The sequence below is a fragment of the Caproicibacter sp. genome, assembly GCF_046707225.1.
In the GTDB taxonomy this organism is placed as follows: Bacteria; Bacillota; Clostridia; order Oscillospirales; family Acutalibacteraceae; genus Caproicibacter.
The window spans coordinates 1-22,924 of the sequence record NZ_JBJKOP010000041.1 but is presented as its reverse complement, the minus strand read 5'-3'; the positions used below and the strand labels follow the sequence as shown (position 1 = coordinate 22,924).

The window sequence follows — 22,924 nt, the reverse complement described above, 5'->3', positions numbered from 1 at the left end:
GAGAAAAGCCACTGCTTTTTGAGAGGGAAACTGTAAGTCATTAGCTTGCCTTGACTCAAGATTACTTAAATATATCACTCAGCTTTGAAAAAGATTGCTTTCAATCTATCGATTCCCTGTACGCTTTCTAACTAAGCACGCAGGGAAAGAATGGGACCGTCAAGGAAAAGCACTACACTGGAGAATTGGAGCGGGCCCCTTGACAGGTGCCGGGGGTGTAGGGGGGAGACCGTCCGGCCCTTACTCGCCTACGGCGCCCACGGCTGAAGAATCGTGCTTGGCTGTCATTTCTCTCGCCGCTCTTGAAACCGACACTTTGGATGCAGCGTCACGCTGCTCCCCCCTACTCAACCTTTGCCTACTTTCGTTTGAGGACGAAAGTAGGGGCCCGTCCGGCCTGAGGACAAACTAAATAAATTGAAGAAATTATGGTTAAGGGGCAATCAGCCCCAGTTTAGAAAATATTTCTGCTCTGCGGCGCGGAAAGCCCCATTCCGACCCCGCCCGGCCTGAGGACAGAGAGAAAATTAGAAAAAATAGGGGTTAAGGGGCACCTTGCCCCAAATAAAAATTAGAATTGCTGCGCCGCAACTGTGAAAGCCGCATTTTAAGCGCCCAGATAAAAAAGAAAAAAATAAAAAAAATAAGTTCAAAAATAAGAAAAAAAGAATTTAAGTTGAAATTTATGGAAATAAGCGGTATACTGTTTTTTGTAAGGCACATAAAAAAGTGCAAAGCAGGGACAAGGTGGTGACACACCTCGCCCCCTGCATACGGAGAAACAGGCTCCATACACAGCGGTAAAACCGCGCATTTGCAGGTAATATTATACCTCTTTCCCCCTGTTTTGTACAGAGCGGGAAAAAAGGGGCGAAAAATAAATCCTGCTTTTCACGCGCGCCGGTGTATGGAATGAAAAATTCCGTACCGGTGCTTTTTTGTGCCCTGTATCGGGCGAAACGCCCGCTCCCGCGTGTTTTTTGGCACGGAACCCGGAAATTTCGTGCCGCCACCATTTTCTTTTGCGGGGGCGGGAACACGCCGCCCGGTACCGGCGGCTTTTCCGTTTTGAGAGGCGGGAAAGTGCAAAGCAAGGCGCGTGAAAAGGAGTCCTTTCAATCAGGCAGAATTGGGCACGCTCTTATCAGGAGAGGTGCCGCAGGCAACATGGCTCTCCGTCCTTTTGAAACGGCGGGGCCGCCGACAAAACGACCGCGCGGATGCAGAAGCGTCCGCGCGGCCATTTTATTTTATGTTTCGTCCGTCCCGGTCCATCCGGACAGGACGCGCCTATGGCGTTCACGACTTTAGTTTCCGGGAGCTTCTGTTTTCCGTTTCAGCCGGCGGGCACAGGGAACGTTGACCCTGCTCAGTCGATGGGCTGGTCGTTCCAGGAATACATCTTGCGCAGCTCTTTGCCGACGGATTCCAGCTCATGCTCCGCTTCGATGCGGCGGCAGGCGCTGAAATGTGCGCGGCCGTTCTTGTTTTCCGCGATCCACTTGGTTGCGAAGGTGCCGTCCTGAATTTCGGAGAGAACCTTTTTCATTTCTTTCTTGGTCTCGTCGGTGATGAGCCGCTTGCCGGTCTCATAATCGCCGAATTCCGCCGTGTCGGAGATGGAGTAGCGCATCAGCGAGAAGCCGCCGCGGTAAATCAGGTCGACGATCAGCTTCATTTCGTGAATGCACTCGAAATACGCGTTTTCCGGCGCATAGCCCGCTTCGACCAGCGTTTCGAACCCGGCTTTCATCAGGGCGGTCACGCCGCCGCACAGCACGCACTGTTCGCCGAACAGGTCGGTTTCGGTTTCGATTTTAAACGTGGTTTCCATGATTGCCGCTCTCGCCGCGCCGAGTCCCGCGCCGTAGGCAAGCCCGATGTCGTGCGCCTTGCCGGTGTAATCCTGCTCCACCGCGATCAGGCACGGAACGCCCTTGCCCGCCGTGTATTCGCTGCGAACCGTGTGGCCCGGGCCTTTCGGCGCGATCATGAATACGTCGATGTTCTTCGGCGGCTTGATCTGCTGAAAGTGGATGTTGAACCCGTGCGCGAACGCGAGGGCTTTTCCTTCCGTCAGGTAGGGCGCGATATCCGTTTTATAAACGTCCGCCTGCTTTTCGTCCGGAATCAGAACCATGACGATGTCGGCGGCCTTGGTCGCTTCCGGCACAGTGAGGACTTTCAGCCCCGCGGCCTCCGCCTTGGCGCGGCTCTTGCTGCCTTCGTAAAGGCCTACGATCACGTTGACCCCGCTGTCGTGCAGATTCAGCGCGTGTGCGTGGCCCTGGCTGCCGTAGCCGATAATCGCGACAGTCTTTCCTTTCAGCAGATTCATGTCACAATCGGCTTCGTAATAGATCTTTGGCATTTTGCATTCCTCCTGGCCTTTCGGCGAATTTTTTATGAATAAAGAATAGAGTTATTCCTTATTGTTTTTTTTCAGCAGGTCCGAGCCTTTTTCAATGGCGAGGGACCCGGCGCGGACAACCTCCCGGATTCCGTAGGGAGTCAGCAGCCCCAGCAGTGTGCGGCTCTGCTCTTCGTCGCCCGAAAAGCGCAGCGTTAAGGAAGAGGGCGCCACATCGATAATTTCCGCTCCCATCAGCCGCGCGACGTTGAGAACCTCCGCGTGCTGCTTAGACTTGCAGGCGACCTTGACCAGCGTCAGCTCGCAGCTGACGAACGACCCGGGTTCCAGAACCCTGACCTTAATGACCGGGATCAGCTTGTTCAGCTGTTTTTCGACCTGCTCCACAATATAGTCGTCTCCGTCGACCACGATGGTCATACGGGAAATTTTTGGGTTTTGCGTGGTTCCGACGGCAAGGCTGTCGATGTTGAATCCCCGGCGGGAGAACAGGCCCGCCACGCGGGACAAAACGCCCGGCTGGTTTTCCACCAGAACGGAAAGAGTATGTTTCATGCGGCTTCCCCTCCCTTACAGCGTCGGCGCGCAGGGATCGACCCGGCACACCAGCAGAAACGGCCCTGAGGCCTCGAGCATTTCCCGCGCAAGGTGTTCGGCGGAATCGTTGGAATCCGCCAGCGCGGACCGGATTCCGTAGGCTTTCGCCAGCGCGACGAAATCGGGGTCCCCCGTCAACTGCGTTGCGGGGCAGCGCCCCTCGTACCGTTTATTCTGAATCTCCCACACCATGCCGAGCCTGGTGTTCTGCATCAGGATGATTTTTACCTCCGCGCCGCTTTCCACCAGGGTGGCAAGCTCGCACAGCGACATTTGGAACGCGCCGTCCCCGCAGATGCAGATGACCTGCCGGTGGGGCTTCGCCAGCTTTGCCCCGACGGCCGCCGGCAGGGAATACCCCATGGTGCCCAGCCCGCCGGAGGTGAGGAACCGCCCCTGCTTCACATTAAAGCTGGAGGCCGCCCAGATCTGGTGCTGACCCACGTCGGAAACCAGAATCGCGTCCTCCCGCAGCAGGGACGAAAACGCGCGGAAGAAGGAGCGCGGCTCGACAAAACCCGTTCCGTTCTGCGGGGTGCCGCGGGGAACGAATTCCGCCCTTTCCTGTTTCAGCCGCCGGGTCCAGTCGCTGTCCTCCCCGACCGGAGTCATCTGCTGGGAAAGGCTTTTCAGCACTAAGCGGACGTCGCCGACGATCGGAATGTTGACCGCCATGTTTTTCCCGATCTCCGCCGGGTCGACGTCAATATGAATGATCGTCGCTTTTTCCGTAATTTTTTCCGGGTCGTTGACGGCGCGGTCGCCGACCCTTGCCCCGCAGAGCAGAATGCAATCCGACTCGTGAATCGCGCGGTTCGCGTTTTCATGCCCGTGCATGCCGATCATGCCGAGGTAGAGCGGGCTGTCCATCGGCATCACGCCGAGTCCCATCATGGTCGAAACGACCGGTATCCGGGTTCCCTCCGCAAAGGAGATCAGCTCTTCCCGCGCGGCGGCGCTCACCACGCCCCCGCCGCAGACGATCAGCGGCCGTTTTGCCGCGCGGACGGCTTCCGCCGCGCGTTTGACCTGTACGGCGTGCCCCTGCGTGCGGGGCTTGTATCCAGCGATTTCGGCTTTCTGAGGATAAGCGAAAGAACCCGTTTTTGCCGTCTGCACATCCGTGGGAATGTCGATCAGCACCGGGCCGGGCCGTCCGGTTGCGGCGATGTGGAACGCCTCTTTAAACACGCGCGGCAAGTCTGCAATATCTTTAATCAGGTACGAATGTTTTGTAAATGATTCGCATGCGCCGGTGATGTCCGCTTCCTGAAACACGTCGCGGCCCAGGAGCCACTGGTTGACCTGCCCGGTAATCGCGATTAAGGGAATCGAATCCATATACGCGGTCGCAATGCCGGTAATCAGGTTCGTCGCGCCGGGGCCGGAGGTCGCCACGCACACGCCCGGTTTGCCGGAAGCGCGCGCGTAGCCGCTCGCCATATGCGCGGCGTTCTGTTCCTGCCGCACCAGCACATGGCGGATGTTCGACAGGGACAAAGAATCATAAAAAGGGCAGATGGCAGCGCCCGGATAACCGAATACCAGCTCGACCTGCTCGCTTTCAAGGCATCTGACCATGATTTCGGCTCCGGTAATCAAACGTACCACTCCCTTGCTTTCGTTTGAATATTTTGTCTTCCATTATAAAATGGATTCTGATGCAAGTCAACACTTTTATTTAGTAAAGTACGAAATGAGCCGTTATGAATTTTTGAGCAAAAGCCGGTAGTGACAAATCGGAAATATGGTTTGAAGATTTTCCCAATGATTCCCGGCTTTTTTCATGCGAAGCAGCCTTAATTGAAAAATTTTAAAAATTTTTTTAAAAAAGCTGTAACAAAACAGGGTGTTACGGTGTTGTATTAATTAGAGGGATGTAAATTCTTCCAATTTTTTAAAAGTGGGTGATACCGATGCAGAATTAAAGAGACGGTCTTTTGCGAATGCCTATTGCCTGAACGAACGCCAAAAAACTTTGTTGAAAACGAAGGGAGATTTATTTACAATGAAAACAAAAAGAATGGTATCATTTCTTCTGCTGATTTCCATGGTGTCTGCTTTTCTAGTTTTTCCGGCCAACGCGGCGGAAAAAAGGAAGGCCCTGGCCCCTCAACTTGCGGTGAATAGCGAAATCCATGTAAACAGCACGATACCGGTTACAGGTCAAACAAATGATTCAATCCAAAGGATAATTGCCAATTCGTTTGTTAGTCGATCATCATTTTATGGAGTCACAAAATATGTAAAAACAAAGAATGGATTTGATCTATATTTAAGTAATTCTGATGCAAAAAAAGTTGTTGACTATGGTGGCTTAGGAAGTCCAATTTTAGGGCTTATACCGGATAAGTACGCTTCAATAGTTGTAGCCTTGCTGGTCGCAACCGTGTTATATGAAATCAGTCAAGAAAATTATGGGCATGGGGTCGTGATTCATTTTACTTGTTTTAATAGTATGTGGCAAATATCATACGTTGAACAGCAGGCGATTCCTATGTTACGCTGAAAAGCCTAGATTTTCTTATCGGGAAATAGGCAAGCCGTCGAATTCATGCAAAAACGATTCTGCAGAGGCTTGGCAACCTGTAAATAAGAAAATATAATTTGTAATGCAGCTAACGCAACCTCAAAATCTCGAGAAATTTTGAGGTTGCGCGATTTTTCGATGTCAGATCCTTTCCTGCCGAACCAGGAAAAGCTGAATATTTTTCAGAAAGAAGTGCTCCGTCTTGAAAGATTTTGTAATTTTCATGCTTTTTCTTTGGCTGCTCGTTTTGGTATTCACTAAAGTTTTAGAATCGTATTTTGATCAAAAGCTGCAACATCGCACCGCAAAAAGGATTCAACTCTTTTATTGGCTCTTTTCCGCTTTCTACTGCGTAATCTTAATTTTTTATTTCATCCGGTAGCGGCGCGGGAACCCTTCTGCTGAATCGCCTGCCGCGCAGAGGGAGAAAAAGTGCCGAATTTCAAAAAATCTGTAACAAAACAGAGGGCCGCGGTGTTTTATTTAGGAAGGATTCAATTTTTTCAACCTGTGATCTTATGAATTCCGCAAATGATCGAGTCTTCAAATTGGAAAATTATGTCCGGGTTTCATATCCGTCCGTTGCCCTGCGGGGACGGGAAAAAAGGAGGTGCGTTTCCCTGTTGAATATACTTTTGTTTTCTCCCCATTGGGAGGACGTAAGGCAAGCCGTTTTCTGGGCCAATTCGAATCATGGAAGCATCGGCTGGAAAATGATTTTGCTGTTTCTGCTGGCAGGAATTACAATATGGAACATTGTATCCCTAAGACATTCTTCTCCACACCCAAAGACAGACGTATTTTATGAAATTTGGTGCTTTTTGATGCTGGTTGGGTGTGCCCTCTTTGTCCGCATGCCTGAATTTCTGTATCTTGCGGTTCTTGGCGCGGCGGCGGGACTATGGCCCATCGTGAAACATTACCGGAACAGACGCGGCAACTGAAAAAGATACCGGGAATTGTTGAAAGGGGGATGTCGAATGCAGACTGTTTTTCAAAATATCCGAGCCCTTGCGCTCCAAAACAACCAGAATGTTTGGACAGTTTTGATAAAAGTTGCGGTTCTGCTTGCGATGGTGGCCTTTCTTTTTCAGTTCTATCAATATAAGGCGCGGCAGAAACCTCTTCGTTATCCTAAACTTCGCGCCGCCGGGCATTTTCTGTCTTTTCTCGTCGATGTTTATCTGGCAATCGTTCTTTCTCTCAGCCAATTTATCGGATTAACGCTGTTCATTTTGGCGTCGTATGCCTATTCCATTTACTATAAGCCGCCGGAAGCCAAACATTGACGCGGCGGAAAAGGAGCTTTTAACGATGCCGAAACGCAATTTTTTCTGGTATGCTTTATACTCGGTTTTCGCCGCGTGCACGCTGGTGGCCGCCTCGGCGGGCCAGTGGATGAAACGCGAAACCATGGGAACGGGGCCGCTGCTGTATCTTACCATTGCATTTTTATTTTTGACGCTGATTTTCCTGCTTCTGTTCTATAAAACGGATCAAGAACTTTTCTTTGCCCTGATTGCCCGCAAAAGCGGCGCGTTCCCCGCGTCCGTTCCCAAGTGGCCCCATTATCTCGTGCTTGCGGCGATTGTTTTGTTTTTCGTTTCCTGCTTTCTGGGGCTGATCCCCAAATAAAACCGCCAAAGGAGGATAAAATGAAACTGAAACCGCTCTGGGCGCTGTCCTTTCTCATTGCTATTCTTTACAACCTTTTTTTCTTTACGCTGCTAGTCTGTTATTACGGCAAGGTTTCGTCCGTTGTTTCCTTTTTCTCCGATTTGGATGTCACGTTGATTTTTTTCGGAATCGGACTCATTGTTTTGTCCCTGCTCTACTTTCTTCTGGTATGTGCCGCGAAGCCTTTTCAGCGGATGAATAAAAAGGAAATCCGAATAGTTATTGTGATTGTCGTCTGCGAGTGCGCCGGTCTGATCCTGATTTACCCGAGAACGCCTTCCTTGTCAATTGGTTATCTTTGGCTGGAGGTTTTGTCGCTTCAGATACTTTTTTATTTATACCGCATGAAACAAAGCGGATTGGAAGATTAATTCCGCGCCGCTTCTTGCATTCTTTCGTTCCGGATATACAGGAAACGAAACAGAGCTGCCGCCGAAACCGCCGCCACCGCGTGGCTGACGAGCACCGCCCACCAGACCCCGCCGAGGCCGAGGCTTCCCCGCGACAGAACAAACGCGAGCGGCATCCGGATCACAAGATAGTAGAAAATCATGAGCGCCATTCCCATGCCCGGCTTTCCCAATCCGTTCATCGTGCCGAGGAAGCAGTTTGTCACCGTATTCAGCACATATCCCACGCCGATGACGCCGAAATACCACGCGACGATTTTCGCAACGTCTGCGCTGTTTAAAAACAGACCGGAAAGCGAACCGGCGAATCCTACGACCGGCACGGTCAGCAAGACCAAAAGCACACAGCCGAACAGCAGCGATTTTTTCGTGTAATCGGCGGCGCGGTCGGCGCGCCCCGCGCCGAAGCACTGCCCGGTGATGGTCGTCAGCGCCATGTTCAGCGCCATGGCGGGATAAAACAGGATAACTTCCAGTTTTCCGGTCACGCCGTAGGCCGCGATAGCGGTCACGCCGAATCCGCCCACGATGGCGGTCAGCACGCCGGTGCTTAGGGCGGGAATGCTCTGCTGTACGGCGGAGGGCAGGGCTTTGAACAGAATCTGTTTTCCCTCGTTCCAATCAACAGCGGAAAGCTGAAAGTGAAACAATTTTTTTCCTGCGATGTACAGGAGGAGAATCACCATGGAAAGCGTCTGCGAAAGCAGCGTGGCGGCGGCGGCACCCGCAAACCCCCACAAATGGATGAACAGCGGGTCAAGCCCGGCGTTTAAGACCGTGCAGAACAAAATGGAAACCGCCTGAAGCGTGGAGTTGCCGTAGCTGCGCAGCACGGCGGTGAAATAAAAATAAAAATAAGCGGCGGGCAGTGCGAGCAGATAGAGCGCAAGGTAGCTTTTTGCCAGAGGGAAGACGGACGCGGGCGTGTTCATCACGCGCAGAATCCCGTCCGCGAACCCCTCGCACAGGCCGGTTAAGAGAACGCTCATGACCAGGAATCCCATGAACGAAGTGGAGATCAGCGCCGTCACGCGCTTTTCGTCCTTTGCGCCGATTGCCTGCGAAAGCGGAATCGAAAGTCCGTTGGAAGCGCCCATCCCGAGCGCGTTCAAAATCAGAATCAGCGGGGTTGAACTGGTCAGCGCCGCCATCGCGCTTTCCCCCAGCAGGTTGCCGATCCACAGACTGTCCACCAGATTGTAGGCCATGTTCAGCACCAGCGCCATAAGCAGCGGCAGCGCCATTTTTATCAGGCCGGAGGTCGTTTTTTCCTCCACAAAATTGATCCTTGATTCCATCAAAATTCTTCCTTTCTGAGTTGCCGGGGGATTCCCTTCCCCTGCGGCGGGATCCAAAACGCAGGACCCAATGAGAAACTGGATTCTATCGTTAAAGGCATTGATGATGAATGAGCACCATTCATTAAAAAGTGAACCATCGTCTCCTTTTCAAAATACAAATAAGGTCTTCAATGAAAAGGATAGATTTAAGAATATATGAATGAATATCATTCATCATAGCGGCAAAGAAATCCTTTCAAAAACGAAAGGATTTTCTATTTCGGCGGAGCTGTCTCCAACCGCGCCGGCGGGGGCGCGGAAACAGCTCGAACGGATCTGTCCGCGCTAAAACAATTCCATCATCTTGAGCTGAAACTGACGAATCCGGTCAGACTTTTCCTTTGGTGAAAGATCGTGCGCCAGTAAAATACCCAGCTGTCCGTAAATGAAAAAACTGGCCGCCGTGCGCACATCATCCATGTGGATTTCTCCGGTCTCTTGAGCTTTTTGAAGCTGCTCCGCCAGGATCGGCAACGCCTTTTTACAGATGCGCAGAGAAAGACGGTCGTGGAACGGGCGGCTTCCCTCGCTGTGGAAAACGCGGTAATAGTCGCTTCCCTCGCTTTCGATCTGCGGGTAAGCAGGCGAGCAAAGAATCTTTTCGCGCGGGGTTTTGCTCCCGTCGCACAGAATCGGAAGCATCTTGCTGACCTGCATGTCGGCGTAGTGGTCGATCGCCGCCTCAAACAGGGCTTCTTTCGAGGGAAAATAGCGGTAGCAAAGGCCCTGCGCGATCTTCAGCGATTCCGCGATGTCGCTGATGGAGGTTTTATCGTACCCTTTTTCGCTGAACAGCTTCATCGCCGCGTCCAGAATTTCCTGTTTGCGCTCTTCCGGTTCTTTCGTAATCCGCGCCATTGCGTCATCTCCTTCGGGATAAAACCAGAATAGCACAGTTCTTTTCTCTTGTCAATGAATCATATTCATTCAATATGATTTTAAGGCCGGAACAGCTCATTTTTTTCGCGCGGTCGCGGAGCGGTAGATGAAAAACGCCGCGAGGGCGGGAATCGCGACAACACAGAGCAGCAGAACCGCCCGCGCGTAATTTCCGCTGCCGAGCGCGTGCCCGCCGAACGAACAGAAGATCAGCGCCGGGACGCGGGCCAGCGTGGAAACGGCGAGAAAACGTGAAAACCGCTGCGGCACCAGAGCGGCGGAAAGGATGAACAGCCGCTTCGGCAGGCCGGGGACTAAAAACACGGTCCATGTGGCAAGGCGGCGCGCCTTTTCGTCGCGCAGAATCCACGGGCTTTCGCCGTGCGGGAATAAAAGAAGGAAGAACCGTTCCCCAAACAGCTTGGCAAGGGTGAACAGCAGAGTGGTGGAAGTCAGAACGGAGGCGGATGTCAACAGAAAGCCGCCGAACGGCCCGAAAAGATAACCGGCCGCGACCGTCGTCACTTCCAGCGGGAGAGGCAGGAACCCCTGCGCCACCTCAAGGCCGAAGAACGACAGGACGCCGAAAGCACCCCGACGCCGAACGACGGCGCGCAGGCGCGCCGGGTCGGAAAGCAGGCCCGCCAGCGGACGGCACAGCGCCGCCGTCAAAAGGACAAACAGGGCGAGCGCCGCCGCCAGAATCAGCGCGCCCAGCAGGGTTTCCCTCCGCCGGGCGCGCCGCTCCGGCGCGGCCTCGCCGTTTGCGCGCGATTTCATTCGAATCAGGATGGTTTTCAAGCGAATTCTCTCCCGCTCCCGTTCATTTCCCGTGTTCTATTATTATATGGCGGGCGGAACAGGAAATTCATGGGGACGGGAAATCATTCCCCTGCGATTTTCGATTCGGCTTCGGCCGTACACGCGCCGGGAGCCTGCGGTTCATCCCGGGGCGCCGTGCTTTTTGGAACGATAAACTCACGGGAAGAGCGGCTCGTGACAATCAGCAGCGAGAAAAACATAGAAACGGCAAACGCGGAAGAAATTACGGCACGCAGAGGAAACACTTCACCCAGCACACCGGCCAGCGCCATCGCGATGGGGGTGAGTCCCTGCACCGTCATCATCATGAACGACATGACCTTTCCGCGCATCTCCTGTGCGGTAGAAGTTTGCACCGCCGCCATGAACAGCACGTTAATCAGCGCGTTTGCAAATCCGCCCAGCGCGACCAGAAAAATCATGAGCGGCACGGCGCTTTGATAGATGCCCGCGATAAAGGCCAGGTTGCTGACAAGACATGCCGCGAGATAGGCAGGGACGATGCTCTTCGGTTTCAGCGTCACAATGGAAAACAGAAGAAAGCCAAGCATTGAGCCGCCCATAAAGCTGCCCATCATCATGCCGTAGCCGGAAGCGCCGAGAACCGGAGAATTATTGCAGAACGGCAGAATCAGCGTAATGCCGATATAGGCACAGAAGTTGCACATCGCGGCTGCCAGCAGAACCAGCCGCATACCGGGAAAGCGCCACATATACCGGAAGCCGTCCTTCATATCCTGAAAGAAGCTGACCTTTTTCACCTGTTTGCTGTCCGGAATGTTAACAAAGCCCATGGAGCCGCCCGAAAACAGGAAGGACAGGCCGTCGAACAGAAACAGCGCGGTCGCGCCCAGCGCCTGGTATAAAAATCCGCCCGCGACGCTGCCGATTAAGTTGGAGCCGGTCGATACGATGGAAAACGCGGAATTGGCGTTCGCGATTTTTTCCTGCGGAACCAGGTCGGGCACGGAGGAAAGAATCCCGGGGCTGAACACCGCGCCGCAAAGGCTCAGGATGATCCCGGCGGCGAACACCATCCAGACCCGGAGCGCGCCGTTCCACGCCGCGCCGGCAATCAGCAGGATGCACACAGAGCGAAGCAGATCCATTGCGATGAACAGCCTCTTTTTATGCGCCCGGTCGATCAAAACGCCCGCGAACGGAGAAATCAGAATGCCCGGCAAGGTGGAGGCCGCCATCAGCGTGCCCATCATCGCGGTGGAGCCGGTCACGGCGAGCACCCAGAACCCCAGCGCGATGCTGTAAACCGCGTCGCCCGCCGTCGAAACCAGCTGCCCCTGCCATAAGATTAAAAAGTCTTTATTCCATAATTTTTTACTGTTTTGCATATGCGTTATTTTCACCCTTTCAATGATTGGGGAATTGCTTATAACATTGATTTACAGGCTGCGCGCCGACCGGTCAGCACACGTTTCGCAAGTCCTGAAATTTACAGAAATTCCGAAAAATGGTTGAATGTTGGTCTGAAAAAGGGCGCACGAACCGACAGCTTTATCGTTTTGATAAAACCTGATGCTCCCGCGCAAAGTTCGCTTTGCGCGCTGGTTCGCTTTCTTCCAGTGTGATTCAGTTTTTTATCCTATGAAAACCGGGCCGCCGTGCCGCGGCAGAGTGTCCGCCCCGCCGCGGGGCCCGGCTGGTTTTATTCAGCGGGCCTTGTGCGCGAACATCATGTTTCCCAGCGAGATCAGCAGCGAAATAAAGACGCACACCCACAGCCCGTGGATCGCGATGCCCGGAATCAGCGCGGCCGCCAGAGCGACCACCACCCCGTTGACCACGAGGCTGAACAGCCCGAAGGTCACCAGAGAGAACGGCAGCGCCAGAAGCTGAAGCAGCGGGCGGAGAAAGATATTGAGAACCCACAAAACGGTGGCGCAGGCGATCAGCGCCAAAAGCCCGCCCCACAGGACGAACCGGCCGGGAAAAATCTGTGAAGTCAGGAACAGGGAAACAGCGCAGACCAGCCACTTTACAAAGAGTTTCATTGTTGTTTTGCCCTCCAAATTAATCAGATACCGGTACCGCACGGGGTGAATGCGGTTTGCCGGCGGAAAACCGCCTTTCAGCGAAGCAGGCATTTCACCTGCACCCGGTGCCCCTCGGGGCTTTCCACGTCCACATCGACAAGGTCCGTCGGGCCGGAGCGGGCGAGTTCCCGCGCGGTTTGACGGATGGCGGCGGCGATGGCGGCGGCCGGAATGAAATCGAGCCGGTTTCGAACGCCGGGGAACCATTTTACCGCCGTCAGCACGTCTTCCGCCATGTCGGCCCACTGGCACAGCAGAAGCGTCGGCACAGGCACGCCGAACGCAAATCTGCGTTTTCCGGGCGGATTCTGGATTTGCACCGAAACCCACAGCACCATTGCAGGCCTATTCCACATAGATCCTTACCTTGGAGTTGCCTTCCCCCTCGCCGTCGCCGGAATCGACATTGATGAAATCTTCATCCGTGCCGCTTTCAATCAGCTCTTCGACTTCCGCAAGGATCGCGGCGACATCGATGCCCTGCTGTTCCAGCTCGAGTCTGGTCTTTTTCGGAATGCTGGAGGATGCAATCGGGCCAAGGGCGCGAATCAGCGAGATCGGGATGCTGACGTTCACTTTCGATTTGCCTTTATTCGCCTCGTCGCTGTCGACCAGAATTCTCAGCTTTTTCGGCTTGCGGCCGCGATTGTCTTTTAAAACGACCGGTTCTGCGGCGGGTTCTTCGGGCTGCTCGCGCTCTTCCAGCGCGTTGAGGAGCTGCTCCGCTTCCTCGGTTGTAATCGCTCCGTCGCGAAGCAGGTTTAAAATGCGGGTTTTTTCATTGCCGTTCATGAGGGATTCCTCCTTGAAAATTGTTTTGATACGGATTATTTACCGGAAAGAAGTCTGGCGGCTTCCTGTGCCGTGATTTTTTTTTGTTCCAAAAGGTCCAGCACCTCCTGCGTATCCGGAAGCGCCGGTGCGGGCGGGTCCTGCGGGAACAGCGCCGCAAGAAGGTCTTCGAGCATGTTTTTCACCGTAGGGTACGAAACGGACAGCGTGCGTTCCACTTCTTTGATATTCCCGCGGCATTTCAAAAATGTGTCGAGAAACAGCTTTTGCTTTTCGTCCAGCGAGCAATATCGGCAGGGAGCGAACGTTCCCGTAATCTCCGACGAGCAGTTCGGGCAGGTCAGGCGCGTGATCTGCAGTTCTGACCCGCAGACGGAACATTTGGTTGGCGCCGAATATGCCATGCGATCATCCTCCGTTCTTTGGTCTGATACTATCATAATCACTATTTTTAAAAATGTCAATTAAAAAATCAATATTTTTAAGTTTATTTTTAATATTCTTAATTTTTTGGCTCGTTTTATTCAAAATCCGTGAAAAATTCATTCCGTTTCTTGCAATTTCGCCCGATGAATGCCAGAATAGAATTAAATTGCGGAAACGAGGAGCTGTTGAGCGGTGAAAGGGGCAAAAATCGCGCGAAAATATCTGGGCGGCGGGGACCTGGCCGCGCTGTTCGAAGCCATTGAAAACGAGCAAAAAAATTACAACTGGGTTGTGACCGACCACGATTTTTTCACGCGCGAGGAACCCTTAAAACAGCGGCTATCCTGGACGGGCGTATTTTTCACCGGCGAGGAGCTGACGGAACTGTTTGTTCCGCGGCGGCGCGTCACGTTTATCGATGCCGTGCTTTCCGCTTATCCGAAGGAAATTCCGGTGCGCGAGCTTCAGACTTACAAGCTGCCGGAGTGGCAAAGCCCGGGGTACTGGCAGGAGGATTTAGAGCTTCAGACTCCGCAGGCGGTGATGGAACTCGTCCCATGGGACGGGTACGAGCTTCTGTTTCTCAGCAGGCGGGACGGATTGGTTGACTCATTTTTGCGCGCGTTTCCCCAGGCGCTGGACCTCGGGGAGACAAACCGCAGGGAAAATGCCGTCGAGCGCCGCATTACGGAGATTTTTCACCGGGCGGCAAAGGAGCGCGGCATCCTTCTGACTGAAAAAACAGAGAAATACAAATACTCTGTCTTTCAGTCTTTATGCCTGAAAGGGGATGAGGAAAACCTGGAGGTCACGGACGAGGAAATCGGCGCTGAGGTTGAAAAGCTGCTGCGCGGCCTGTAAAAAAGCCCCCGGAAAAACTCCGGAGGCTTACGTGTTGATTGGAAACAGGGTTGAAAAGATACAAATTGTATAGAAAAGTATAAATATTACAAAGATGTGTCGAGTTTTTCCCATTCCTGCGAGATTTCCGCGATTTCCCGCCCGTGGCCGGAAAGGTCGTTCGGCGTTTCCAGAATCAGCGGCAGGTCCCGCACGGCGGGATGACGCGCGAAACGGAGCAAAGCCCCGAACCCGATATGCCCTTTGCCGATCAGCTCATGGCGGTCTTTGCGGCTGCCGAGGGGGTTCTTGCTGTCGTTCAGGTGGACGGCTTTCAGCCGCCCGAGGCCGATGACGCGGTCGAATTCCGCGAGCACCCCGTCCGGGTCGCCGACAAGATCGTACCCCGCGTCGAACACGTGGCAGGTATCCAGGCAAACGCCCACTTTCTCCGAAAGTTCCACCCGGTCCAGAATCGCGCGCAGCTCTTCAAAGCTGCGGCCGACTTCGCTTCCTTTGCCCGCCATGGTTTCGAGCAAAACCGTGGTGTTCATCTCCGGCGTGAGCGCTTCGTTGAGCGCGTCCGCAATCATACGGATGCCTTCTTCCGAACCTTGGCCAACGTGACTGCCCGGGTGGAAATTATAGAAATTTCCGGGCAGCCGTTCCAGCCGCTCCAGATCGTCCGCCAGAACCGACCGCCCGAACGCGCGCGTCTTTTCGTCGCCGGAGCAGACGTTCATGGTATAGGGCGCGTGAGCGACAAACGGGCCCATCCTGTTTTCCCGCATCAGCGAAAGAAATTTGCTTTCGTCCTCCGGGTCGAGCGCGCGGGCTTTTCCGCCGCGCGGATTGCGCGTGAAAAACTGAAACGTGTTTGCGCCGATGGAAATCGCGTCGCGGCCCATCGCGGCGTATCCCTTCGCGGCGGAAAGATGGCAGCCGATTTTCAGCATCCGGTTTCTCCTTGTTTTTCGTACAAATATTGGGGCTTTTGGCCCCTTGGCCTAACCCCGGGGCTGAGTGACCGTGTAGCGCGAAAGACGATTTGCGTCCCGAATCTTAAACGTTAAAGCGGAACAGCACCACGTCGCCGTCGCTCATCACATAATCCTTGCCCTCGCTGCGGACAAGCCCTTTTTCCTTTGCGGCCGCAAGGGAGCCGCAGGCGATCAGGTCGTCGTAAGCGACGACCTCCGCGCGGATAAATCCGCGTTCGAAATCCGTATGGATTTTGCCGGCGGCCTGAGGGGCCTTGGTCCCTTCCCGGATCGTCCACGCGCGGACCTCCGGTTCCCCGGCGGTCAGGAACGAGATAAGCCCCAGCAGCGAGTAACAGGCGCGGATCAGGCGGTCCAGACCGGACTCATCGAGTCCCATGTCGGCAAGGAACAGCACCTTTTCCTCCGGTTCCAGGCCGCTGATTTGCGCCTCCGTTTCGGCGCAGATCGGCAGAACGCCCGCGTGTTCGCTTTCGGCGAATTCTTTTACCACCCCAAAATACGGATTCTTTTCCACGCCCGCTGAAAAATCGCCTTCGCTCATGTTCGCGGCGTAGATGATCGGTTTATTCGAAAGCAAGGCGACGGAAGCGAGCAGCTCCGCCTGATCCTCCTCGCATTCGACCGTGCGCGCGGCCTTTCCCCCGTTCAGAACATCCTTGACGTGTTTGAAGAAATCCAGCTCCGCCTGATATTTTTTATCGGCCTTGATCATTTTCTGTGTGCGCTCGATGCGCCGGTCGAGCACCTCAAGGTCGGAGAGAATCAGCTCCGTGTTGATGGTTTCGATGTCACGTTTCGGGTCGATGCTGCCGTCCACATGCACGATGTCGTCGTCCTGAAAGCAGCGCACCACATGCACGATTGCGTCGCATTCGCGGATGTTGGCGAGGAATTTGTTGCCGAGGCCCTCCCCCTTGGAAGCGCCGCGCACCAGCCCGGCGATATCGACAAACTCAATCGTTGCGGGCGTGTATTTTTTCGGGTGGTACATCTCCGCCAGCTGATCCAGGCGTTTGTCCGGAACGGCGACCACGCCGACGTTCGGCTCAATCGTGCAGAACGGATAGTTCGCGGCCTGTGCGCCCGCGTTGGTAATCGCGTTGAACAGCGTGCTTTTGCCGACGTTCGGCAGTCCTACAATACCCAGTTTCATCGGTGAATCCTCTCTCTTTTCAGTGTGTTTTTTCGGCGGCGCCGTTTTCGCACCGGGATATTCGGGCATCCCGCTTTCACGGGAAAATATTTTCAACCATATTATAAAACTTTGTGGAAAAAACCGCAAGGAAGAGTCTTTTTCACGCCGCGTGCCCGCAGCGCTATGCTGTTTGGGGCAAAGTGCCCCTTAACCATAATTTCTTCAATTTATTTAGTTTGTCCTCAGGCCGGACGGGCCCCTACTTTCGTAATCAAACGAAAGTAGGCAAAGGTTGAGTAGGGGGGAGCAGCGTGACGCTGCATCCAAAGTGTCGGTAACAAGAGCGGCGAGAGAAATGAAAGCCAAGCACTATTCTTCAGCCGTGGGCGCCGTAGGCGAGTACGGGCCGGATGGCTTCCCCCCTACACCCCCGGCACCTGTCAAGGGGCCCGCTCCAATTCTCCAGTGTAGTGCTTTTCCTTGACGGTCCCATTCTTTCCCTAAGTGCTTATAGGTAAAACACAGAGAATTGATAGATCAAAGTAACCTTTTCCAAAGTTGAGTGATATATTAAGTAAGCTTAAATCAAGGCAAGCTAACGAATTGCAGTTTCCCAAAAAAGAAACAGTGGCTTTCACTCCGAAGCCCCCGTCGTCAATGAGAAGCAGTAGGCTTTAAGAACATTGCTTTAGCCTTTTGACAGGTGCCGGGGGGCGTCGGGGGGGGACGGTTGGAGCCCTTCCTACGGGAATTTGAAGTCCCCCCCGACCCGTACTTTGCATACTTTCGTACGGGACCGAAAGTATGGGCCTGCACGGCCTGAGTGCAAAGATAGAAATAATTTGGGTTAAGGGGCTTTTGGTCCCAAAATAAAACAGCACAGTGCCGCACTGCGGCTTGAAAACCGCTTTCCGACCCCGTCCTGGCCTGAGGGCAGAATCAAACTTTCTTCTGTTGCTTCATCGAAAGGGAAATGCGCTGCTTCTTCACGTCGACCGACAGGACGCGGACCTTGACAATATCCCCGACCTTCAGGACTTCCGACGGGTGCCTGATAAACCGGTCGCAGACCTCTGAAACGTGAACCAGCCCGTCCTGATGCACGCCGATGTCGACAAACGCGCCGAAGTCGATCACGTTGCGGACCGTGCCGGTCAGCTCCATGCCCGGCTTCAAATCCTCCAGCTTCATCACGTCGGTGCGAAGAAGCGGCTTCGGCAGCTCGTCGCGCGGGTCGCGGCCCGGCTTTTGCAGCTCGGCGACGATGTCCATCAGCGTCGGAACGCCGACCCCGGCTTCCGCCGCGGCTTTTTCTTTTCCGAGTTGCGTCACCTTTTCCGCAAGACCCGGAAAGCTTCCCCGTTTTACTTCGGCGGGGCTGTAATCACACAGTTTTAACAGCGCCTTCGCCGCGTCATAGGATTCCGGGTGTACGGCGGTGTGGTCCAGAATATTTTCGCTTTCGGGAACGCGCAGAAATCCCGCGCACTGCTCGAAGGCCTTCGGGCCAAGCTTCGGTACCTTTAAAAGCTCTTTGCGGGCGCGGAACGCGCCGTTTTCCTCACGGTATTTTACGATATTTTTCGATACCGCCGCAGTGATTCCGGCAATATGCTCCAGAAGCGACGGCGAGGCCGTGTTCAGGTCCGCGCCGACCGAGTTGACGCAGTCCTCCACCACGCCGGAAAGCGCCGAGTCCAGCATTTTTTTCGGCATGTCGTGCTGGTACTGCCCCACGCCGACCGCCTTCGGGTCGATTTTGACCAGCTCCGCCAGCGGGTCCTGCAAACGGCGCGCGATCGATACCGCGCTGCGCAGGGTTACGTCGAATTCCGGGAACTCCTGCGCGGCCAGCTTGCTCGCCGAATAGACGGACGCGCCCGCCTCGCTGACCACCATGTAGGAAACGCCCGCGTCCAGTTCGCGGATGACCTCTGCTGCGAACTGCTCCGTCTCGCGCGACGCGGTGCCGTTTCCAATGGCGATGACCTCCACATGATGCTTCAAAATCATCCGGCGGACGGTTTCTTTGGCCTGCTCCACCTTCACCTGCGAATGGGTCGGGTAAATGACCCCGGTGTCCAGCACGCGTCCGGTCGCGTCCACCACGGCGACCTTGCAGCCCGTGCGGTACCCCGGGTCAAGGCCCATCGCGATTTTGCCGCGCACCGGCGGCTGCATGAACAACTGCCGCAGATTGACCGCGAATACCTTAACGGCGGATTCGTCCGCCGCTTCCGTCAACGAGTTGCGGATCTCCCGCTCGATGGAGGGGAAAATCAGCCGGGTGTAGGCGTCCTCGCAGGCGGAGCGCACCGCGCGGGCACAGGGGCTGTCCCCGTGGACGCATTCGGAAAACACGATGTTCAGCCCGCGGGCAGGGTCCAGCTCGACGGAAACCTTTAAAAATTCTTCTTTTTCCCCGCGGTCGACGGCAAGCACGCGGTGCCCCGCGATTTTGTTCACCGGCTCGCGGTAATCGTAATACGGGGCGTAAACGCTGTCTTCGTCCGGCTTCGCCGCTTTTGAAGCCAGAACCCCGTGCGCGAGGGTCACGACGCGGAGCCTGCGGCGGATCTCCGCGTTGTCGGAGACGTTTTCCGCGATGATGTCGAGCGCGCCGGCGAGCGCGTCCTCCGGCGTATCGACTCCCTTTTCCGGGTCGACATACTGCTTTGCAAAAGAGAGCGGTTCGCCGGGGCCCTGTCTTCCGATCAGCTCCGCGAGCGGGGCCAGTCCTTTTTCCTTTGCGACGGACGCGCGCGTCTTTCGTTTGGGGCGGAACGGGCGGTAAATGTCCTCGATTTCCGCCAGCGTCTCCGCCTTTTGCAGCGCCGACGCAACCTCCGGCGTCATAAGGTCGGTTTCCCCGATCAGCGCGCCGACTTCCTCCCGGCGTTTTTCCAGCGAGCGCAGATATTCCAGTCGCTCCGCGATTTCCCGCAGTTTCTGGTCGTCCAGCGAGCCGTGCGCCTCCTTGCGGTAGCGCGCGATGAACGGAATCGTGTTTCCGGCGTCGATCAGCTCGACGATGTTTTTTACCTGCCATTCCTGCAGGCCGAACTGTCGTGTCAATTCCAGGGTCAGATTCATGGAATCCCTCCAAAAATCGTAAAATTATCGTTCTTTTGGGACAGTAAATGTGGTAATATATAGAAAATCAATACTCCCGCTCAGGGGCGGGGAAAAACGGAGGAGTCGGGATATGACGATTACCCACGCAGCGATTTACACACAGAACCTGAAAAAGCTGGAAGAGTTTTACTGCAGGTGGTTCGGCGGCAAGTCCGGGCCGGAATATGAAAATCCGTCGAAAGGTTTTTCCTCCCGTTTTGTCAGCTTTGAGTCCGGCGCAAGGCTGGAGCTGATGCACAGCCGGAACCTGAACGAAACCGTCCGGCGCGAATTCACGGCGGGCTACGCGCACCTTGCGTTCTCCGCGGAATCGGAGCAGGAGGTGGAAAATCTGACGGCCCGCATGAAGGAGGAGGGCGTGCCCGTGGTGAGCGGGCCCCGCAGGACCGGGGACGGTTACTATGAAAGCTGCGTTCTTGACCCGGACGGCAACCGGGTCGAAATTACCGCCGGATAAGCCCGGTCAGGAAAGATAGGGCGCCAGCGGTTTTAAAAGCAGGCACAGACCGTAGATGACCGGCTGGTGGAACAGGTACAGCACAAGCGCGTGCCGCCCGAACCACGAAAGAATCGGCACCTGCGGGCGGTAGGCGATCTCCGGGAAACGGCCGGCCTTTGCCAGCTTGCCCACAAAGGTGCCCGCCGCGAAAACGAAAATCCACGGCAGAATGGGAAAGTAATCGGAGCTTTCGAAGCCGGGGCCGGGAAAGCCGAGCGGCGCGAGCCACGCGAACGTGTAAAGTCCGCCCGGAAGAGGAATGCCGAAACCCGGGCCGCAGCCCAGAAAGCCGCGCGGCACGCCGCGGGTCAAAAAATACAGCGCGAAGCAGGCGATCACGGGAATCCACGAAAAACGGAACCGGTCGGCATACGGCTTCAAAAAGCCGAACAGGATCATGCAGACCGCAAGGAAGTGCAGCACGCCGAACGTGATGACGTCCTCCGGTACGAAAATCCAGGTGACCAGCGTCACGCCGAGCGCGACGGCCAGCAGCTTCGTCCCCCGCCTGAGGTTTGAGTGCGTCAAACACGAGGCGACGCCTGAAATAAACAGGAACATCCCGGCGAAAAAAGGTTCGGCGGGCATAAAAAAACGGAAAAAGTAAACGCCGATCTCATTTCCGAACAGATAGCCGAACGTGTAAAATCCGTGGTAAAACACCATGCAGAACACGGCGAATCCGCGGAACTCGTCCATCAGGTAAATTCTTCCGCGTCCGTTCGGCGCGGTGCTGCTTTCCGGCATGGAGACGCCTCCCTTTGGGTAATAACCGGCCGCAAGAAAATCCCCGCGGATTTCCCGGCGGTCAAGGATGAAATCCTTTTTTGGATATGATATAATAAAGTAGAACCGTGCCCGTTCTTTCCGGGCACAAAGGGAATCGTATTATTATATCATGCAACTGGAGGAAATTACAATGCCGGATACTCGATTGACGAAAGAATACGCCGTCACGCAGGAGCTGCTTGCTTCCCGCATGGGCAGCGGGGCGCTGCCCGTGCTGGCAACACCCGCCGTTTCGGCTTTTTTTGAAAACGCGGCAATGGAGCTTGCCGCCGGATCCCTTGCGGACGGCGAAACGACCGTCGGGTCGAAAATCACCGTTGAGCACCTCGCGCCGACCGCGCCGGGCTGCGTTGTATCGGTGACCGCCGAGCTGCTGGAGCATGAAAAAAGGATATTTCGCTTTCGCCTGGAAGCGCGGGACAACGCCGGAGTGATTGCAACCGGCACGCATGAACGCGTCAGCGTGAAAAGCGACCGCTTTCTGCAAAAGGCCGAACAAAGAAAAAGCGCGGTGGCCGAATGAGCTTTCGTTATGACCTTGTCCTGTTTGATTTGGACGGCACTCTGACGGATTCCGCGCCGGGGATCACCGGCGGGCTGAAGGAAGCGTTTCAAAAAATCGGCTGGCCGGTTCCGCCGCGGGAAACCCTGCGAAAATTTATCGGCCCCCCGGTCCGAAACAAGCTTAATGAGATGTTTCCGGAAATGAAAGAGGAAGCAGTCGCCGAATTCATCCGGTTCTACCGCGATTATTATAACAGCCGGGGCGCGTATGAAAATTCGGTTTACCCCGGCATTATGGATCTTCTGGCAGAGCTGAGGGCGGGCGGCGCCCTGCTTGCGGTCGCTACCTCCAAACCGGCGACCCCGGCCAAGCGGGTTTTAAATCATTTCGGTCTTGTGCAGCCCATGGATTATATTTCGACCGAGGACGATTCCGAATCCGGCAGGGGGAAAGAACACCTGATTCTGCCGGTGCTGGAGCGGTCCGGCGTGCCGGCGTCTCGCGCGGTCATGGTCGGGGACACCAAGTACGACGCGGGCGGCGCGCGAAGGGCCGGAACCAATTTTGTCGGCGTGCTGTACGGATTCGGCTCGCAGGAGGAAATGGAGCGCGAGGGCGCGGAAAATTTCGTCGGTTCGGTCGAAGAACTGCGCGAATTTCTGGTTGACAAATGAGAATCGCTGTTGTATGATAATTCCGAAAATAAAAAAGGGGTGCTGGGTATTTCCCGGCTGAGAGCAGGCGGATTGACGCCTGAAACCCATAACCTGATCTGGATAATGCCAGCGTAGGAAAACGAAAGTTACGCTCCGCGCAGGTCGCGGGGCGTTTTTTGTTCTCCATTAGCAGAATTCCGGACGAAATGGAGGGGCAATTATGACAAATGAAAACACGAAAACAACGGGGCTGAATCCGATGGTGCTCCGGCTGGTGGAAAGCGCAATCATGCTTGGGCTTGCGACGGTGCTGAGCCTGATTAAGCTGTACCAAATGCCGCTGGGCGGGTCGGTGACGCTTTGCAGCATGCTGCCGATTTTGCTGATCGGCTACAAGTACGGCGTAAAATGGGGCCTGCTCACGGGCTTTACCTACGGGGTGATCCAGCTTTTGCTGGACCTTGCG

Annotated in this window: 25 protein-coding genes and 1 riboswitch; of the genes, 10 read left to right on the top strand and 15 right to left on the bottom strand. The window is 54.9% G+C overall.

What is annotated here, in order from left to right:
• Nucleotides 1-1,369: 1,369 nt before the first annotated feature.
• The 3 genes from ilvC to ilvB are packed head-to-tail and all read right to left on the bottom strand — an operon-like array spanning nt 1,370 to nt 4,570.
• Complete coding sequence (gene ilvC, locus ACLQ3M_RS12180) at nt 1,370-2,407, bottom strand: ketol-acid reductoisomerase (protein WP_411677959.1); 1,038 nt, start codon at nt 2,405-2,407, stop codon at nt 1,370-1,372.
• 15 nt (nt 2,408-2,422) lie between these two features.
• Nucleotides 2,423-2,926, bottom strand: a complete 504-nt coding sequence (gene ilvN, locus ACLQ3M_RS12175; protein ID WP_411677957.1) for an acetolactate synthase small subunit — start codon at nt 2,924-2,926, stop codon at nt 2,423-2,425.
• A gap of 15 nt (nt 2,927-2,941) precedes the next feature.
• Nucleotides 2,942-4,570: a biosynthetic-type acetolactate synthase large subunit gene (gene ilvB / locus ACLQ3M_RS12170; protein WP_411677958.1), complete on the bottom strand. Its 1,629-nt coding sequence runs from the start codon at nt 4,568-4,570 to the stop codon at nt 2,942-2,944.
• Nucleotides 4,571-4,976: 406 nt separating this feature from the next.
• On the opposite strand from ilvB, the gene ACLQ3M_RS12165 reads away from it, so the two are divergent.
• From ACLQ3M_RS12165 to ACLQ3M_RS12145, 5 genes are all read left to right on the top strand, one after another.
• On the top strand, nt 4,977-5,477 hold the full coding sequence (locus ACLQ3M_RS12165; protein WP_411677956.1) for a hypothetical protein: 501 nt from the start codon (nt 4,977-4,979) through the stop codon (nt 5,475-5,477).
• 644 nt (nt 5,478-6,121) lie between these two features.
• The gene (locus ACLQ3M_RS12160) at nt 6,122-6,442 is read left to right on the top strand and encodes a hypothetical protein (protein WP_411677955.1); all 321 of its coding nucleotides are present in this window, start codon (nt 6,122-6,124) and stop codon (nt 6,440-6,442) included.
• 36 nt (nt 6,443-6,478) lie between these two features.
• Entirely contained in the window at nt 6,479-6,787 is a 309-nt protein-coding gene (locus ACLQ3M_RS12155) for a hypothetical protein (protein WP_411677954.1), read from the top strand.
• A gap of 25 nt (nt 6,788-6,812) precedes the next feature.
• Nucleotides 6,813-7,133 carry a hypothetical protein gene (locus ACLQ3M_RS12150; RefSeq protein WP_066645526.1) on the top strand — a complete coding sequence of 107 codons (321 nt, stop codon included), beginning with the start codon at nt 6,813-6,815 and terminating at the stop codon, nt 7,131-7,133.
• A gap of 20 nt (nt 7,134-7,153) precedes the next feature.
• Nucleotides 7,154-7,546: a hypothetical protein gene (locus tag ACLQ3M_RS12145; protein ID WP_411677953.1), complete on the top strand. Its 393-nt coding sequence runs from the start codon at nt 7,154-7,156 to the stop codon at nt 7,544-7,546.
• Here ACLQ3M_RS12145 and ACLQ3M_RS12140 read toward each other — a convergent pair.
• From ACLQ3M_RS12140 to ACLQ3M_RS12105, 8 genes are all read right to left on the bottom strand, one after another.
• A complete protein-coding gene (locus ACLQ3M_RS12140; RefSeq protein WP_411677952.1) occupies nt 7,543-8,883 on the bottom strand; it encodes an MATE family efflux transporter in 1,341 nt (446 codons plus the stop codon). The two genes, ACLQ3M_RS12145 and ACLQ3M_RS12140, sit on opposite strands and share 4 nt — an antisense overlap.
• A 327-nt stretch (nt 8,884-9,210) precedes the next feature.
• Nucleotides 9,211-9,783 carry a TetR/AcrR family transcriptional regulator gene (locus ACLQ3M_RS12135; protein WP_411677951.1) on the bottom strand — a complete coding sequence of 191 codons (573 nt, stop codon included), beginning with the start codon at nt 9,781-9,783 and terminating at the stop codon, nt 9,211-9,213.
• A 96-nt stretch (nt 9,784-9,879) separates the two neighbouring features.
• Complete coding sequence (locus ACLQ3M_RS12130; protein ID WP_411677950.1) at nt 9,880-10,605, bottom strand: TVP38/TMEM64 family protein; 726 nt, start codon at nt 10,603-10,605, stop codon at nt 9,880-9,882.
• 83 nt (nt 10,606-10,688) lie between these two features.
• A complete protein-coding gene (locus ACLQ3M_RS12125; protein ID WP_411677949.1) occupies nt 10,689-11,975 on the bottom strand; it encodes an MFS transporter in 1,287 nt (428 codons plus the stop codon).
• A gap of 318 nt (nt 11,976-12,293) precedes the next feature.
• Nucleotides 12,294-12,728, bottom strand: a complete 435-nt coding sequence (locus tag ACLQ3M_RS12120) for a phage holin family protein (RefSeq protein ID WP_411677948.1) — start codon at nt 12,726-12,728, stop codon at nt 12,294-12,296.
• A complete protein-coding gene (locus ACLQ3M_RS12115) occupies nt 12,713-13,015 on the bottom strand; it encodes a hypothetical protein (RefSeq protein ID WP_411677947.1) in 303 nt (100 codons plus the stop codon). The genes ACLQ3M_RS12120 and ACLQ3M_RS12115 overlap by 16 nt, the downstream gene beginning before the upstream one ends.
• 7 nt (nt 13,016-13,022) lie before the next feature.
• The gene (locus ACLQ3M_RS12110; protein WP_411677946.1) at nt 13,023-13,469 is read right to left on the bottom strand and encodes an SHOCT-like domain-containing protein; all 447 of its coding nucleotides are present in this window, start codon (nt 13,467-13,469) and stop codon (nt 13,023-13,025) included.
• A gap of 35 nt (nt 13,470-13,504) precedes the next feature.
• The gene (locus ACLQ3M_RS12105; RefSeq protein WP_066645545.1) at nt 13,505-13,873 is read right to left on the bottom strand and encodes a DUF2089 domain-containing protein; all 369 of its coding nucleotides are present in this window, start codon (nt 13,871-13,873) and stop codon (nt 13,505-13,507) included.
• 214 nt (nt 13,874-14,087) lie between these two features.
• On the opposite strand from ACLQ3M_RS12105, the gene ACLQ3M_RS12100 reads away from it, so the two are divergent.
• The gene (locus ACLQ3M_RS12100; RefSeq protein ID WP_411677945.1) at nt 14,088-14,756 is read left to right on the top strand and encodes a hypothetical protein; all 669 of its coding nucleotides are present in this window, start codon (nt 14,088-14,090) and stop codon (nt 14,754-14,756) included.
• An 86-nt stretch (nt 14,757-14,842) separates the two neighbouring features.
• On the opposite strand, the gene ACLQ3M_RS12095 is transcribed toward ACLQ3M_RS12100, so the two are convergent.
• The 3 genes from ACLQ3M_RS12095 to ACLQ3M_RS12085 form a co-directional block, all read right to left on the bottom strand.
• On the bottom strand, nt 14,843-15,691 hold the full coding sequence (locus ACLQ3M_RS12095) for a deoxyribonuclease IV (protein ID WP_411677944.1): 849 nt from the start codon (nt 15,689-15,691) through the stop codon (nt 14,843-14,845).
• 106 nt (nt 15,692-15,797) lie between these two features.
• Nucleotides 15,798-16,892, bottom strand: coding sequence for a redox-regulated ATPase YchF (ychF, locus tag ACLQ3M_RS12090; protein WP_411677943.1), 1,095 nt, complete (start codon nt 16,890-16,892; stop codon nt 15,798-15,800).
• 921 nt (nt 16,893-17,813) lie between these two features.
• Entirely contained in the window at nt 17,814-19,967 is a 2,154-nt protein-coding gene (locus ACLQ3M_RS12085; RefSeq protein ID WP_411677942.1) for a Tex family protein, read from the bottom strand.
• Between the two features lie 112 nt (nt 19,968-20,079).
• On the opposite strand from ACLQ3M_RS12085, the gene ACLQ3M_RS12080 reads away from it, so the two are divergent.
• Entirely contained in the window at nt 20,080-20,466 is a 387-nt protein-coding gene (locus ACLQ3M_RS12080; RefSeq protein ID WP_411677941.1) for a VOC family protein, read from the top strand.
• A 6-nt stretch (nt 20,467-20,472) separates the two neighbouring features.
• Here the strand turns inward: ACLQ3M_RS12080 and ACLQ3M_RS12075 are convergent, their stop codons facing one another.
• On the bottom strand, nt 20,473-21,255 hold the full coding sequence (locus ACLQ3M_RS12075; protein WP_411677940.1) for a heparan-alpha-glucosaminide N-acetyltransferase: 783 nt from the start codon (nt 21,253-21,255) through the stop codon (nt 20,473-20,475).
• Between the two features lie 172 nt (nt 21,256-21,427).
• On the opposite strand from ACLQ3M_RS12075, the gene ACLQ3M_RS12070 reads away from it, so the two are divergent.
• From ACLQ3M_RS12070 to ACLQ3M_RS12060, 3 genes are all read left to right on the top strand, one after another.
• On the top strand, nt 21,428-21,820 hold the full coding sequence (locus ACLQ3M_RS12070; RefSeq protein WP_411677939.1) for a thioesterase family protein: 393 nt from the start codon (nt 21,428-21,430) through the stop codon (nt 21,818-21,820).
• A complete protein-coding gene (locus tag ACLQ3M_RS12065) occupies nt 21,817-22,476 on the top strand; it encodes an HAD hydrolase-like protein (RefSeq protein WP_411677938.1) in 660 nt (219 codons plus the stop codon). Before ACLQ3M_RS12070 ends, ACLQ3M_RS12065 begins: the two co-directional genes overlap by 4 nt.
• A gap of 25 nt (nt 22,477-22,501) precedes the next feature.
• Nucleotides 22,502-22,613: riboswitch (TPP riboswitch) on the top strand.
• A 65-nt stretch (nt 22,614-22,678) separates the two neighbouring features.
• A partial coding sequence (locus ACLQ3M_RS12060; RefSeq protein ID WP_411677937.1) for an energy-coupled thiamine transporter ThiT occupies nt 22,679-22,924 on the top strand: 246 nt, incomplete at its 3' end.